This window comes from Pseudomonas salicis, from assembly GCF_057128705.1.
Genome location: NZ_JBSKHU010000002.1, coordinates 699387 through 714414, shown reverse-complemented (window position 1 = coordinate 714414; position 15028 = coordinate 699387). Strand labels below are relative to the sequence as shown.

Annotated in this window: 14 protein-coding genes; 11 read left to right on the top strand and 3 right to left on the bottom strand. The window is 59.1% G+C overall.

Features of this window, described 5'->3' with window-relative positions:
• Window positions 1-120: 120 nt before the first annotated feature.
• Both cysD and cysN read left to right on the top strand, forming a co-directional pair.
• Window positions 121-1038, top strand: coding sequence for a sulfate adenylyltransferase subunit CysD (cysD, locus tag ACWKWE_RS09460; RefSeq protein WP_062384278.1), 918 nt, complete (start codon window positions 121-123; stop codon window positions 1036-1038).
• A 9-nt stretch (window positions 1039-1047) separates the two neighbouring features.
• A complete protein-coding gene (cysN, locus tag ACWKWE_RS09455; RefSeq protein WP_483850346.1) occupies window positions 1048-2946 on the top strand; it encodes a sulfate adenylyltransferase subunit CysN in 1899 nt (632 codons plus the stop codon).
• Window positions 2947-3610: 664 nt separating this feature from the next.
• Here the strand turns inward: cysN and ACWKWE_RS09450 are convergent.
• A complete protein-coding gene (locus ACWKWE_RS09450) occupies window positions 3611-4048 on the bottom strand; it encodes a ZapG family protein (RefSeq protein ID WP_166596457.1) in 438 nt (145 codons plus the stop codon).
• Between the two features lie 145 nt (window positions 4049-4193).
• Here ACWKWE_RS09450 and ACWKWE_RS09445 point away from each other — a divergent pair, with 145 nt between their 5' ends.
• The 3 genes from ACWKWE_RS09445 to zapE all read left to right on the top strand — a co-directional run bounded on the left by ACWKWE_RS09445 (window position 4194) and on the right by zapE (window position 7357).
• Window positions 4194-4823, top strand: coding sequence for an alpha/beta hydrolase (locus tag ACWKWE_RS09445; protein ID WP_166596458.1), 630 nt, complete (start codon window positions 4194-4196; stop codon window positions 4821-4823).
• A 28-nt stretch (window positions 4824-4851) separates the two neighbouring features.
• Window positions 4852-6201: a tryptophan--tRNA ligase gene (locus tag ACWKWE_RS09440; RefSeq protein WP_483850345.1), complete on the top strand. Its 1350-nt coding sequence runs from the start codon at window positions 4852-4854 to the stop codon at window positions 6199-6201.
• Between the two features lie 61 nt (window positions 6202-6262).
• On the top strand, window positions 6263-7357 hold the full coding sequence (gene zapE, locus ACWKWE_RS09435; RefSeq protein ID WP_483850344.1) for a cell division protein ZapE: 1095 nt from the start codon (window positions 6263-6265) through the stop codon (window positions 7355-7357).
• Window positions 7358-7531: 174 nt separating this feature from the next.
• On the opposite strand, the gene ACWKWE_RS09430 is transcribed toward zapE, so the two are convergent.
• Complete coding sequence (locus ACWKWE_RS09430) at window positions 7532-8428, bottom strand: GlxA family transcriptional regulator (protein ID WP_341964475.1); 897 nt, start codon at window positions 8426-8428, stop codon at window positions 7532-7534.
• A gap of 245 nt (window positions 8429-8673) precedes the next feature.
• Here ACWKWE_RS09430 and ACWKWE_RS09425 point away from each other — a divergent pair, with 245 nt between their 5' ends.
• Entirely contained in the window at window positions 8674-9810 is a 1137-nt protein-coding gene (locus ACWKWE_RS09425; protein WP_483850343.1) for an acyl-CoA dehydrogenase family protein, read from the top strand.
• A gap of 173 nt (window positions 9811-9983) precedes the next feature.
• On the opposite strand, the gene ACWKWE_RS09420 is transcribed toward ACWKWE_RS09425, so the two are convergent.
• Window positions 9984-11021, bottom strand: a complete 1038-nt coding sequence (locus ACWKWE_RS09420; RefSeq protein WP_483850342.1) for an NADP(H)-dependent aldo-keto reductase — start codon at window positions 11019-11021, stop codon at window positions 9984-9986.
• 239 nt (window positions 11022-11260) lie between these two features.
• Between ACWKWE_RS09420 and rplM the strand changes: the two genes are divergently transcribed.
• From rplM to ACWKWE_RS09395, 5 genes are all read left to right on the top strand, one after another.
• Window positions 11261-11689 (top strand): 50S ribosomal protein L13, encoded by a 429-nt coding sequence (gene rplM / locus ACWKWE_RS09415; RefSeq protein ID WP_019693576.1) that lies wholly within the window; start codon window positions 11261-11263, stop codon window positions 11687-11689.
• Window positions 11690-11703: 14 nt separating this feature from the next.
• Window positions 11704-12096, top strand: coding sequence for a 30S ribosomal protein S9 (rpsI, locus tag ACWKWE_RS09410; protein ID WP_166596464.1), 393 nt, complete (start codon window positions 11704-11706; stop codon window positions 12094-12096).
• Between the two features lie 259 nt (window positions 12097-12355).
• On the top strand, window positions 12356-12949 hold the full coding sequence (petA, locus tag ACWKWE_RS09405; protein ID WP_166596465.1) for a ubiquinol-cytochrome c reductase iron-sulfur subunit: 594 nt from the start codon (window positions 12356-12358) through the stop codon (window positions 12947-12949).
• On the top strand, window positions 12949-14160 hold the full coding sequence (locus ACWKWE_RS09400) for a cytochrome b (RefSeq protein ID WP_166596466.1): 1212 nt from the start codon (window positions 12949-12951) through the stop codon (window positions 14158-14160). The genes petA and ACWKWE_RS09400 overlap by 1 nt, the downstream gene beginning before the upstream one ends.
• On the top strand, window positions 14160-14939 hold the full coding sequence (locus ACWKWE_RS09395; protein WP_483850341.1) for a cytochrome c1: 780 nt from the start codon (window positions 14160-14162) through the stop codon (window positions 14937-14939). The genes ACWKWE_RS09400 and ACWKWE_RS09395 overlap by 1 nt, the downstream gene beginning before the upstream one ends.
• Window positions 14940-15028: the final 89 nt, after the last annotated feature.

Below are 15028 nucleotides of genomic sequence, written 5' to 3'. Positions count from 1 at the left end.
ATATGGTTAGACCGTTTCGATCTATAGGGGTCGCTGATTAGAATCGGGCCTCATGATAAAGTGCCTCGCTCGACAGAGCCCGCAGGCTCTCCACACAAGTACGTTATCCCGTGAGTAACCATGGTCGACAAACTGACGCATCTGAAACAGCTGGAGGCGGAAAGCATCCACATCATCCGCGAGGTCGCCGCCGAGTTCGATAACCCGGTGATGCTGTACTCGATCGGCAAGGACTCCGCCGTGATGCTGCACCTGGCGCGCAAGGCGTTCTTTCCGGGCAAGCTGCCGTTCCCGGTGATGCACGTCGACACGCGGTGGAAATTCCAGGAAATGTACCGCTTCCGCGACAAGATGGTCGAGGAGATGGGCCTTGAGCTCATCACCCACATCAACCCGGAAGGCGTGGCGCAGGACATCAACCCGTTCACCCACGGCAGCTCCAAGCACACCGACATCATGAAAACCCAAGGCCTGAAACAGGCGCTGGACAAGCACGGCTTCGACGCCGCCTTCGGTGGCGCCCGCCGCGACGAAGAAAAATCCCGCGCCAAGGAGCGCGTGTATTCCTTCCGCGACAGCAAGCACCGCTGGGACCCGAAAAACCAGCGCCCCGAGCTGTGGAACGTCTACAACGGCAACGTCAACAAAGGCGAATCGATCCGCGTGTTCCCGCTCTCCAACTGGACCGAGCTGGACATCTGGCAGTACATCTATCTGGAAGGCATCCCGATCGTCCCGCTGTACTTCGCAGCCGAGCGTGAAGTCATCGAGAAGAACGGCACCCTGATCATGATCGACGACGACCGCATCCTTGAGCACCTCACCGACGAGGAAAAAGCGCGCATCGTCAAAAAGAAAGTGCGTTTCCGCACCCTGGGCTGCTACCCGTTGACGGGCGCTGTCGAGTCGGAAGCCGAGACCCTGACGGACATCATTCAGGAAATGCTCCTGACGCGAACTTCCGAGCGCCAAGGCCGAGTCATCGACCACGATGGTGCGGGCTCGATGGAAGATAAAAAACGTCAAGGTTATTTCTAAGGGGTTGTCATGTCGCATCAATCTGATTTGATCAGCGAGGACATCCTCGCCTACCTGGGCCAGCACGAACGTAAAGAGATGCTGCGCTTCCTGACCTGTGGCAACGTCGACGACGGCAAGAGCACGCTGATCGGCCGTCTGCTGCACGACTCCAAGATGATCTACGAAGATCACCTGGAAGCCATCACCCGTGATTCCAAGAAGTCCGGCACCACCGGCGATGACGTCGACCTGGCGCTGCTGGTGGACGGTCTGCAAGCCGAGCGTGAGCAGGGCATCACCATCGACGTTGCGTATCGCTACTTCTCGACGTCGAAGCGCAAGTTCATCATTGCCGACACTCCCGGCCATGAGCAGTACACCCGCAACATGGCCACCGGTGCGTCCACCTGTGACCTGGCGATCATCCTGGTCGACGCCCGTTATGGCGTGCAGACCCAGACCCGCCGCCACAGCTACATTGCATCGTTGCTGGGCATCAAGCACATCGTGGTTGCCATCAACAAGATGGACCTCAATGGCTTCGACGAAACGATCTTCGAGCAGATCAAGGCCGATTACCTGAAGTTTGCCGACCGTATCGCGCTCAAGCCGACCACCATGGAATTCGTTCCGATGTCGGCGCTCAAGGGCGACAACGTCGTGAACAAGAGCGACCGCTCGCCGTGGTACACCGGCAAGTCGCTGATGGAAATCCTCGAAACGGTCGAGATCGCGGGCGACCGCAACCTCGACGATCTGCGCTTCCCGGTGCAGTACGTCAACCGCCCGAACCTGAACTTCCGTGGCTTCGCCGGTACGCTGGCCAGCGGCATCGTGCGCAAAGGCGACGACATTGTCGTGCTGCCGTCGGGCAAGACCAGCCGCGTGAAATCCATCGTCACCTTCGAAGGTGAACTGGAGCACGCAGGCCCGGGTCAGGCCGTGACCCTGACCATGGAAGACGAAATCGACATCTCCCGGGGCGACCTGTTGGTGCACGCCGACAACGTTCCGCAAGTGGCTGACGCCTTCGACGCCATGCTGGTGTGGATGGCCGAAGAGCCGATGCTGCCGGGCAAGAAATACGACATCAAGCGCGCCACGTCCTACGTGCCGGGTTCGATTGCCAGCATCACCCACCGGGTCGATGTGAACACGCTGGAAGAGGGCCCTGCCAGCGCGCTGCAGCTGAACGAAATCGGCCGCGTGAAGATCAGCCTCGACGCGCCCATCGCGCTGGACGGCTACGACAGCAACCGCACCACCGGCGCGTTCATTGTCATCGACCGTTTGACCAATGGCACCGTCGCGGCAGGCATGATCATTGCCAAGCCAGGCACTGCCGGTCATGGCAGTCATCACGGCGCGCTGGCTCACGTCTCGGTCGAAGAACGCGCCCAGCGTTTCGGCCAGAAACCTGCCACCGTGTTGTTCAGCGGCCTGTCGGGTGCTGGCAAGAGCACGCTGGCCTACGCCGTGGAGCGCAAGTTGTTCGACATGGGCCGTGCGGTGTTCGTCCTTGATGGCCAGAACCTGCGTCACGACCTGAATAAAGGTCTGCCGCAGGACCGCGCCGGTCGCACCGAGAACTGGCGTCGTGCCGCCCACGTGGCGCGCCAGTTCAACGAAGCGGGCCTGCTGACGCTGGCGGCGTTCGTTGCGCCGGATGCAGCGGGTCGTTCGAACGCCAAGGCACTGATCGGCGATGACCGCCTGATCACGGTTTACGTCCAGGCCTCGCCTCAAGTATGCCGAGAGCGCGACCCTCAAGGGCTGTATGCGGCGGACAAGGACAACATCCCGGGTGAGTCCTTCCCGTACGACGTGCCGCTGGATGCCGATCTGGTGATCGACACCCAAACGCTCAATGTCGAAGACAGCGTCAAGCAAGTGCTGGACCTGCTGCGAGCACGCGGCGCGATCTAAGCGCTGTTTGATTCACAAAAGACCCGCCAGCGATGGCGGGTTTTTTGTTTGCGTGGCGTTCACGGACCCGCTTCTGGCCGGAGGCCTGAGCTGGCAAAGAATCGGATTATGCAGATGGCTTATATCGATGGCCTGAGGCGATCAGCTTTTGATTCTGGCCAGAGGCCGTGGGAGCTGGCTTGCCTGCGATCGGCTGCGAAGCAGTCGTCAATCCGGTCGATGCGGTGTTTCAGGAACATTGAGCCAGCAGATTTTGCTGCCGCTGCGCGCCAGATCGCGAGCAAGCTTGCTCCTACGGCCTTCGGCCAGAGTCAAAAGTGAATGGTCGCGTTCACAACGCCAACCGCGAAGGCGAGCGCCCCTCACACCGCTGATCAAACGTGTGCTTCTCGCACAGCTGTTCCCACTTCGTCTCATACTCCCGTTGCTCTGTGATGTAGCAATCCCTGACGCAATCTGCTGAAACGCAACCTGTCAGCGCGACGCATGCCGCGACTGTTTTGATGATGTCCATGAGCCCTCCCGAAAAACGGGGGCGAGCTTAGGGGTTATTGCGAAACGTCGGAACCGGCCGGGTCCGGTAAATGCGTAAGGCATTTCCGAAAGCCCACAAAAAAGCCCGCCCCTGTTCACCTCAGGGGCGGGCTCGTGATTGCAGACTCGCTTACTTTTTCAGACCGTAATGCTCGTCCAGCATGCCCGGCGTGTTCGGCGCTTTTGGCGCGTAGTCACGTGGAGGCTCTGCGGCAGTGCGCGGCGGTGTCAGGCGGTCGCGAGGCGCTTGCAGTGCATCCGGGTGCAGCGCAGCGAGCAGGCGTTGACGGGTGATGTCGTCGGTGGCCAGACGGTTCGCGCCTTCGGCCAAATGTTCCTGAACATCCTGATAGCTCTGGGACAGCTTTTGCACCAGGTTAGCCGTGCTGTTGAAGTGGGTGACCACCTCGTTCTGATACGTGTCGAAACGCTCCTGAACGTCATCCAGCTGGCGCTGAGTGCTGTTAGGCGCGGCATTGGGCAGCGCACGCGCCACGAAGAAACCGATGGCGACACCAACGATCAGGGCGATAGTCGGCAGCAACCAAACTAAGAGCGAGTAATCCACGAGTCCTTCCTCTATAAACGGCTTTGCTTTACGTTAACGGCTCGAACCTGCGCTGTATAGCGGCGACGCGTCGCCGACATGCCAGCCACAGACAATCAGCTAGACGAGTCGACCCAATTGAAGGTCACGGAGTTCATTCTTGCTCATGCGTGAAACCCCTGTATTCATCGACGGCCCGGTGGGCCAACTCGAAGCCCTGTACCTTGATCTGGAAGGGGCCAAGGGCCTGGCGCTGATCTGCCATCCTAACCCGGTTCAGGGCGGCACGATGCTCAACAAAGTCATCTCGACTCTGCAACGTACCGCCCGCGACGCGGGATACATTACCTTGCGTTTCAATTATCGGGGTGTTGGCGCCAGCGCTGGCAGTTCGGACATGGGGCAGGGCGAAGTCGATGATGCTGAAGCCGCTGCCACCTGGTTTCGCGAAAAACATCCGGACCTGCCCATGACGCTGTTCGGGTTTTCCTTCGGCGGTTTCGTCGCGGCCACCCTCGGCGGGCGTCTCGAAGCCAAGGGTGAAACCTTGAATCACCTGTTCATGGTTGCGCCTGCTGTCATGCGCATTGCCGACCCGAGCGCCCTCCCGCAAAAAGGGCCACTGACCCTGATTCAGCCGGAAACCGACGAAGTGGTTGACCCACAACTCGTATATGCCTGGTCTGACGCACTCTCGCGCCCCCATGAGCTGCTGAAAGTGGCAGAATGCGGACACTTTTTCCACGGCAAGCTGACCGACCTCAAGGATCTGGTCCTGCCGCGCCTTTCGAACTGATTGCTGCACCCAGAATAAGCGACCCGCCATGACCACTCGTATCTTGACCGGAATCACCACCACCGGTACGCCCCACTTGGGCAACTACGCCGGAGCCATTCGCCCGGCCATTGTCGCCAGCCGCCAGAGCGACGCTGATTCGTTCTATTTTCTGGCCGACTACCACGCCCTGATCAAATGTGATGACCCGCTGCGCATCCAGCGCTCGCGCCTGGAAATCGCCGCGACCTGGCTGGCGGCCGGTCTGGATGTCGATCGCGTGACCTTCTATCGCCAGTCCGACATCCCGGAAATCCCGGAACTGACCTGGCTGCTGACCTGCGTGGCGGGTAAAGGCCTGCTCAACCGCGCCCATGCTTACAAGGCGTCGGTGGACAAGAACGTCGAAGCCGGTGAAGACCCGGATGCGGGCATCACCATGGGCCTGTTCAGCTACCCGGTGCTGATGGCGGCCGACATCCTGATGTTCAACGCGCATCAAGTGCCTGTGGGGCGCGACCAGATTCAGCACGTTGAAATGGCCCGCGACATCGGCCAGCGTTTCAACCACCTGTTCGGCCAGGGCAAAGAGTTCTTCGTCATGCCGGAAGCGCTGATCGAGGAAAGCGTGGCGACACTGCCAGGCCTCGACGGTCGCAAGATGTCGAAGAGCTACGACAACACCATTCCGCTGTTCAGCAACGCGAAGGAGATGAAGGACGCGATCTCGCGCATCGTCACCGACTCGCGCCTGCCAGGCGAAGCCAAGGACCCGGACAACTCGCACCTGTTCACCTTGTACCAGGCGTTCGCCAGCAAGGCCCAGAGCGAAGAATTCCGTGCCGACCTGCTGCAAGGTCTGGGCTGGGGCGACGCCAAGCAGCGTCTGTTCCAGTTGCTCGACAGCGAGCTGGGCGAGGCCCGTGAGAACTACCATCGTCTGATTGAACGCCCGGCGGATCTGGAAGACATTCTGTTGGCCGGTGCACAGAAGGCTCGTCGTATTGCTACGCCGTTCCTGGGCGAACTGCGCGAAGCGGTGGGCTTGCGTTCCTTCCGCGAGACCACGCAAACCGTTGCCGCGACCAAGAAGAAAGCCAGCAAGGGCGCACGCTTCGTCAGTTTCCGTGAAGACGACGGCAGCTTCCGTTTCCGCCTGTTGGCCGCCGATGGTGAGCAACTGCTGCTGTCGCGCAATTTTGCAGACGGCAAGGCTGCGGGCGCGGTGACCAAACAGCTGCAACAAGGCGGCGCGCTGGACATTCTGACAGAAGGCAACGGCTTCACGGTGTGGCTGGAAGGGGCATGTGTCGCCGACAGTCCGACCTTTGCTGACGCCACTTCCCGCGACGCTGCGGTCGAGAGCCTGAAACTGGCCCTGACGCCACAACAGGATTAATTGCCATTACAGCGGGCCATCGCTACAGTGGCGGCCCGTTTTTGCTCCCTAGCTAAAGACCATGACGCCCCTAGAAAGCTACCAGAACGACCTCAAGAAACCTGAATTCTTCCACGATGCCGCTCAGGAAAACGCTGTGCGCCATCTGCAGCGTCTGTACGACGATCTGGTCGCAGCACATGAAAACAAGCCTGGCCTGTTCGGCAAGCTGTTCGGCAAGAAAGAAGTCACGGTGATCAAGGGCCTGTATTTCTGGGGCGGCGTAGGCCGTGGCAAGACGTACCTGGTCGACACCTTCTTCGAAGCGCTGCCGTTTCAAGACAAGATGCGCACGCACTTCCACCGCTTCATGAAGCGTGTGCACGAAGAAATGAAGAACCTCAAGGGCGAGAAGAACCCGCTGACGCTGATCGCCAAGCAGTTCGCGGGCGAGGCTCGGGTCATCTGCTTCGACGAATTCTTCGTCTCCGACATCACCGACGCCATGATCCTCGGCACGCTAATGGAAGAACTGTTCAAGAACGGCGTAACGCTGGTGGCCACCTCGAACATCGTGCCGGACGGTCTTTATAAGGACGGTCTGCAACGTGCGCGTTTCCTGCCTGCCATCGCGCTGATCAAGCAGAACACCGACATCGTCAACGTCGACAGCGGCGTGGACTATCGTCTGCGTCACCTGGAGCAGGCCGAGCTGTTTCACTTCCCGTTGAACGAAGCGGCCCAGGACAGCATGCGCAAAAGCTTCCGCGCGCTGACCCCGGAATGCACCAAGGCCATTGAAAACGATGTGTTGATCATCGAAAACCGCCAGATCAAAGCGTTGCGCACCTGCGATGACGTGGCCTGGTTCGATTTCCGTGAGCTGTGCGACGGCCCGCGTAGCCAGAACGACTACATCGAACTCGGCAAGATCTTCCATGCCGTGCTGCTCAGTGGTGTGGAGCAGATGAGCGTCGCCACCGATGACATCGCTCGCCGCTTCATCAACATGGTCGACGAGTTCTACGACCGCAACGTCAAGTTGATCATTTCGGCCGAAGTCGAGCTGAAAGACCTGTACACCGGCGGGCGCCTGAATTTCGAATTCCAGCGCACGCTGAGCCGGTTGCTGGAAATGCAGTCCCACGAGTTTTTGTCTCGCGCGCACAAGCCTTAGGAGCAGCGGCGAGTTTTGAGCTGCAAGCTGCAAGAGGGCGCGGTGATTCTTCTGTAATCGTCTGTCATGCCGACGGTAGCGATTTTCGGACGCTACCGTCGATTGGCCGGACAGATTCGGCGAACCCACTGCTGATCCCTCTTGCAGCTTGAAGCTCGCAGCTTGCGGCTGCTTTCAGGCCGCCTGCTGGAACTGCTGCCGATACTGATTCGGCGACAGCTCGGTATGTTGCCGGAACAGCCGTGCGAAGAAGCTCGCGTCGTCGTAGCCGACTTCATAGCTGATGGTTTTGATGCTTTTGCGCGAGCCCGACAGCAAGCCTTTCGCTGTTTCGATGCGCAGGCGTTGCAGGTAGTGCAGCGGCTTGTCGCCGGTAGCGGTCTGGAAGCGGCGCATGAAGTTGCGAATGCTCATGCCGTGTTCCCGCGCCACGTCTTCGAAACGGAATTTGTCGGCAAAATGCTCTTCGAGCCAGTGCTGGATTTGCAGGATGATCACGTCCTGGTGCAGCTTCTGCCCGCCAAACCCCATCCGACCCGGTGAGTAGCTGCGCTGCACTTCGTACAGAATATCGCGGGCCACGGTCTGTGCCACGTTGGCGCCGCAGAAGCGCTCGATCAGATAGATGTACAGATCGCACGCCGAAATCGTGCCGCCTGCGCAATACAGGTTGTCGGCGTCGGTCAGGTGCTTTTCCTGATTGAGCAGGACGTTCGGGAAACGCTCGGCGAACTCATTGAAGAAACGCCAGTAGGTGGTGGCCTCCTTGCCATCCAGCAGGCCAGATTCAGCCAGCCAAAACACACCGCTGGCTTCACCGCACAGCACGGCGCCCCGGGCATGTTGCTCCCGAAGCCACGGCAAAATCTGCGGGTAGCGAGCGCGCAAGGTGTCGAAATTGTCGACGAAGGCGGGGAGGATGATGATGTCGGCGTTTTCGAGCGCGCCGTCCACGGGCAACACGACTTCACTGAAGCTGCGCACCTGTTGCCCGTCGGGGCTGACGAGGCGGGTTTCAAACGCGGCTTTGAGGCCCTGGCCCAGCTGTTTGCCGTAGCGCAGGCTGGCCAGATGGAAGAAGTCCTTGGCCTGGGTCAGTGTGGAGGCGAAGATCCCGTCGATCGCGAGGATGCTGACGCGCCGCAACGGCACGTTTTGTTGAATAGACATAATCTGTTGTTCTTATATGGGAAAGTGGTCAAGCAACGGCGTGATCGTCTTATTTTTTGTCGGATGTGTCCAGTGTCGTCGTCAATCGACACGGCATACGCTCTCGCAGCAACCCTGTCCGACAATCCCTCACGCCAAGGTGTCCCATGCTTCCAAGAACACTCTTCAGCTCCGAGCATGAGCTTTTCCGCGACAGCGTCCGCAAGTTTCTGGAACAGGAAGCCGCGCCGTTTCACGCGCAATGGGAGAAGCAAGGACACATTGACCGCACGCTCTGGAACCGCGCGGGAGAGCAGGGCATGTTGTGCTCGCACCTGCCTGAGGAATACGGCGGCATGGCCGCTGACTTTCTCTACACCACGGTCGTGATCGAAGAAATCTACCGACTCGGCCTGACCGGTATCGGATTTTCCCTGCATTCGGACATCGTCGCGCCCTATCTCCTGCACTACGGCAGCGAGGCCTTGAAGCAGAAATATTTACCGAAGATGGTCTCGGGCGAGATCGTGACGGCCATCGCGATGACCGAACCGGGCGCGGGCTCTGACCTGCAAGGGGTGAAGACCGCGGCGGTGCTGGACGGCGACGAGTACGTCATCAACGGCTCCAAGACCTTCATCACCAATGGTTTTCTTGCGGACCTGGTGATCGTTGTCGCCAAAACAGATCCCAAGGCAGGCGCGAAGGGCACCAGCCTGTTTCTGGTGGAGGCGGGCACGCCGGGTTTCGAGAAGGGCAAGCGTCTGGAGAAAGTCGGCATGAAAGCGCAGGACACCTCGGAGCTGTTCTTTCAGGACGTCCGCGTGCCCAAGGAAAATCTGCTGGGCCAGTCGGGAATGGGCTTCGCGTACCTGATGCAGGAGTTGCCCCAAGAGCGCCTGACCGTGGCCATTGGCGCGATTGCCTCGGCAGAGGCGGCGTTGCAGTGGACGCTGGACTACACCCGCGAGCGCAAGGCGTTCGGTCAGGCGATTGCCGACTTCCAGAATACCCGTTTCAAACTGGCGGAAATCGCTACCGAAGTGCAGATCGGGCGGGTCTTCGTTGATCGCTGTCTGGAATTGCACCTGGAAGGCAAGCTGGATGTCCCTACGGCGGCAATGGCCAAGTACTGGGCGACAGACCTGCAGTGCAAGGTGCTCGACGAATGCGTGCAGCTGCATGGCGGTTACGGCTTCATGTGGGAATACCCGATTGCACGGGCGTGGGCGGATGCGCGGGTGCAGCGGATTTATGCGGGGACCAACGAGATCATGAAGGAGATTATTGCGCGGGCGTTGTAACGGCGGGGTGGAGTAGCTCGTGTGGAACTGCCCCTGCGAAACCCTGTGGGAGCGAATTCATTCGCGAGAGGTCGGTACATCCGATACTTATCTGTCGGATGCACTACCTCATCGCGAATGAATTCGCACCCACAGTTGTCATTCAGCGCCTGTCATCAAGCACCTGTTAAAAGTTACGGCGCAGGGTTTGGCTGATCCTTGTGAATCGCCTCGATCCCCGCCAGCACTTCTTCCGACAACACCAGTTCCGCGCTCGCCAGGTTGCTGTCCAGCTGCTCCAACGTAGTGGCGCCGATGATGTTGCTGGTCACGAACGCACGGCTGGTCACAAACGCCAGCGCCATTTGCGCCGGGTCCAGACCATGCTCACGGGCCAGTGCGACGTAGCGGGCGCAGGCCGCCTCCGATTGCGGGTTGAAGTAGCGGGTGAAACGGCTGTAGAGGCTCAGGCGGCCTTTCGCTGGGCGGGCGCCGTTGGCGTATTTGCCCGACAGCAAACCAAACGCCAGCGGCGAATAGGCCAACAGACCGCATTGCTCGCGAATGGCAACCTCTGCCAGACCTACTTCAAAGCTGCGGTTGAGCAAGTTGTACGGGTTCTGGATGGACACCGGGCGCGCCAGACCATGAGCGTCGGATTCTGCCAGGTACTTCATCGTGCCCCACGGCGTTTCATTGGACAGGCCGACGTGGCGTATCTTGCCCGCTTTCACCTGCTCGTCAAGCACCTGAAGGGTTTCCAGCAGCGGGGTGAAGGTTTCATCGCTGTGGGTGTAGCCCAATTTGCCGAAGAAGTTGGTGCTGCGCTCCGGCCAGTGCAGTTGATACAGGTCCAGATAGTCGGTTTGCAGGCGTTTCAGGCTGGCATCCACGGCGGCCACGATGTGGTCACGGTTGAATTTCAGATGGCCGTCACGCACGTAATCGATGCCGTTTCCGGGACCGGCAATCTTGCTGGCGAGGATCCAGTCGGCGCGATCACCGCTTTTCTTGAACCAGTTACCGATGATGATTTCGGTGCTGGCGTAGGTTTCTTTCTTGGGTGGGACCGGGTACATCTCGGCGGTATCCATGAAATTGATACCGGCATCTTTGGCCCGCTGGATCTGGGCGAAGGCCTCGGACTCGCTGTTTTGCTCGCCCCAGGTCATCGTGCCGAGGCAGATAGCGCTGACATTCAGGTCGGTTCTGCCCAGTTTGCGATAGTCCATCTGGCTCTCCTTTAGAAAACAGCCATAAAAGCAGGTTGAAATTTTTTTCGCAATCTGGATAATTCCGCGTCTCTTTGTCGTGGGAGTGATGCCCCGCCACACAGACACCGCTGCGATCGAACGCGCTGACCCGAGCCCCCTATAGCGTTCGTGCCCGGCGGCCTTTGACTTGTCAAAGACCGTACTAATGAGTATGCTCCGCCGTCTATTTTTCAGGGCGGCCTTTGAGGCTATAAAGAATGAAAACTTTTACCGCTAAACCGGAAACAGTAAAGCGCGACTGGTTCGTCGTCGATGCTGCTGGTCAGACCCTGGGTCGTCTGGCCACTGAGATCGCGAGCCGTCTGCGTGGCAAACACAAGCCGGAATACACTCCGCACGTCGACACTGGCGACTACATCGTCGTGATCAACGCTGAGCAAATCCGCGTCACTGGTGCCAAGACCACCGACAAGATCTACTACTCTCACTCCGGTTTCCCGGGCGGGATCAAGTCGATCAACTTTGAAAAGCTGATCGCCAAAGCTCCTGAGCGCGTGATCGAGACCGCGGTCAAAGGCATGCTGCCCAAGAACCCGCTGGGTCGCGACATGTATCGTAAGCTGAAAGTCTATGCGGGCGCTGCACACCCTCATACTGCTCAGCAGCCCCAAGAACTGAAGTTTTAACGGAATAGTTCATTATGTCGGCGACTCAAAATTACGGCACTGGCCGTCGCAAGACCGCAACCGCACGCGTTTTCCTGCGTCCAGGTACCGGTAACATCTCCATCAACAACCGCTCGCTGGATTCGTTCTTCGGCCGCGAAACTGCCCGCATGGTAGTTCGTCAGCCGCTGGAACTGACCGAGACTGTTGAAAAATTCGACATCTACGTCACCGTCATCGGCGGCGGTGTGAGTGGTCAAGCTGGCGCAATCCGCCACGGTATCACCCGCGCTCTGATGTCCTACGACGAAACCCTGCGTAGCGCACTGCGCAAAGCAGGCTTCGTGACTCGCGATGCTCGTGAAGTTGAACGTAAGAAAGTCGGTCTGCGTAAAGCGCGTAAGCGTCCGCAGTACTCGAAGCGTTAATTCGCTTTCGTTCAAAAAGAACGCTCAGTTTCCTCAAGGAACTGGGCGTTTTTTTATGGACGTCTATTATTCAGTGTGACGAGACGAATCAACCGTGGGCGCCGCGTTATACAAGGCCTCCCGGTTTAAACCGAAAGGTAATCCCCTTTTGACCTGGAGGGGCGTTGGTTACCCATCGGCAGGACGTTTGGCAGCTAGATAATAATGCACAGGGAAGCCTGACCAAGCGGGCTTCTACAAGCTGATGGGAGAGGACGGAATGAGCAATGACGGCGTGAATGCAGGCCGGCGTCGCTTCCTCGTCGCAGCCACCTCTGTGGTGGGCGCCGCAGGAGCGGTTGGAGCTGCGGTCCCGTTCGTGGGGTCATGGTTCCCCAGCGCGAAGGCCAAGGCGGCAGGCGCGCCCGTCAAGGTCAACGTCAGCAAGATTGAGCCGGGTCAGCAAATGATCGCGGAGTGGCGTGGGCAGCCCGTGTTCATCGTCCACCGCACCCCTGAAATCCTCAGCAATCTGGGCAAGCTCACCGATCAGCTGTCTGACCCGGAATCCAAAAATTCAACCCAGCCCGCCTATGTTGACCCGGTCGTTCGCTCGATCAAGCCGGAAATGCTGTTGCTGATCGGGATTTGCACCCACCTCGGTTGTTCTCCGACCTTTCGCCCGGAAATCGCCCCGGCTGACCTGGGCAAGGACTGGGTGGGCGGTTATTTCTGCCCTTGTCACGGCTCCCATTACGACCTGGCCGGACGCGTCTACAAGGCGCAACCTGCACCGCTGAATTTGCCAGTGCCGCCGCATTCCTACGAGTCGGACTCAATCATCGTCATTGGTGTCGATCAGGAGAAAGCGTAATGAGCAAATTCATGGACTGGATCGATGCACGGTTTCCTGCGACGTCAATGTGGGAAGACCACCTCAGCAAGTATTACGCCCCCAAGAACTTCAACTTCTTCTATTTTTTCGGCTCGCTGGCCCTGCTGGTGCTGGTCAATCAGATCGTGACCGGCGTCTGGTTGACGATGAGCTACACGCCCTCGGCCGAAGAAGCGTTCGCGTCCGTCGAATACATCATGCGCGACGTTGAATACGGCTCCATCCTGCGTCTGCTGCACTCCACGGGCGCCTCGGCGTTCTTTATCGTCGTCTACCTGCACATGTTTCGCGGATTGCTCTATGGCTCCTACCAGAAGCCCCGGGAGTTGGTATGGATCTTCGGGATGTTGATTTACCTGGCGCTGATGGCCGAAGCGTTCATGGGCTATCTGCTGCCCTGGGGGCAGATGTCGTACTGGGGCGCGCAGGTGATCATCTCGCTGTTCGGTGCGATTCCGGTGATTGGCAATGACCTGACCCAGTGGATTCGCGGTGACTACCTGATTTCCGGCATCACCCTCAACCGGTTCTTTGCCTTGCATGTGGTGGCGCTGCCCATCGTGATTCTCGGGTTGGTGGTGCTCCACATTCTGGCGCTGCACGAGGTCGGCTCGAACAACCCGGACGGCGTCGACATCAAGAAATACAAGGACGAAAACGGCAAGCCGCTCGACGGCATCGCGTTTCACCCGTACTACACCGTCAAGGACATCGTCGGGGTCGTGGTCTTTCTGTTTATTTTCTGTTCGATCGTGTTCTTCTTTCCCGAGATGGGCGGGTACTTCCTCGAAAAACCCAACTTCGAACAGGCCAATGCGTTCAAGACACCGGAGCACATCGCACCGGTCTGGTACTTCACCCCGTTCTACGCCATTTTGCGGGCGATCCCTGACAAGCTGATGGGGGTCATGGCCATGGGCGCGGCGATTGCCGTGCTGTTCGTGTTGCCGTGGCTGGACCGAAGCCCGGTGAAGTCCATGCGTTACAAGGGCTGGCTGAGCCGGGTCTGGCTGGTGTTGTTCTGCGTCGCGTTCGTCATCCTTGGCATTCTGGGAGTGCTCCCGCCCAGTCCGGGTCGCGCCTTGCTGTCTCAGGTGTGTACGTTCGTGTACTTCGCCTACTTCATTCTGATGCCGTTCTACACGCGGATGGAGAGGACCAGGCCGGTTCCGGAAAGGGTGACAGGCTGATGAAAAAGCTACTGGCTGTTTTTCTCCTGGCGGCCTTGCCCCTCGTGTCGTTCGCGGGTGAACACGGGCCAGACCTGGAAAGCATCGATATCGATGTCTCCGACAAGGTCGCGATGCAAGACGGGGCGCGGACGTTCGTCAATTACTGCATGGGCTGCCACAGCGCCAAGTTCCAGCGCTACGAGCGGGTGGCCGATGACTTGGGCATTCCTCATGAGCTGATGCTCGACAAGCTGGTGTTCACGGGGGCGAAAATCGGCGACCACATGGTCGCCGGGATGCCGCCTGCTGACGCCAAGGTCTGGTTCGGCGCCGCTCCGCCCGATCTGACCCTTGTGGCGCGGGTGAGGGGCACTGACTGGCTCTACGGCTACCTGCGTTCCTTCTATGAGGACCCTGCAAGGCCTTGGGGCGTGAACAACAAGGTCTTCCCGAACGTGGGCATGCCTAACGTGCTCGTCGGGTTGCAGGGGCGTCAGGTGATCGGTTGCAAGCAGGTGCAGGCGGTCGAAGACGGCAAGAAACAATACGACCCGCTCACCGGCTCGCCGCTGACTCACGAAGCCTGCGATCAACTGACCATCGTGCCCAAGACCGGTACGTTGACCGAGGAGCAATTCGACGAAAAAGTGAAGAACCTGGTGACCTTCCTCGCGTACTCGGCCAACCCGGTCAAGCTTCAGCATCAGCGCATCGGGACTTATGTGCTGCTCTATCTCGCGGTCCTGTTCGTCTTTTCGTACCTGCTCAAGCGCGAATACTGGAAGGACGTGCACTGACGGCAGGCCAATCTGGCGATGAGTGTCACGCGCCCTGAGGCGCCTCATTCGGGTAATGGCCACAGAGCGGGTATAGTGGCGGGCGAAAG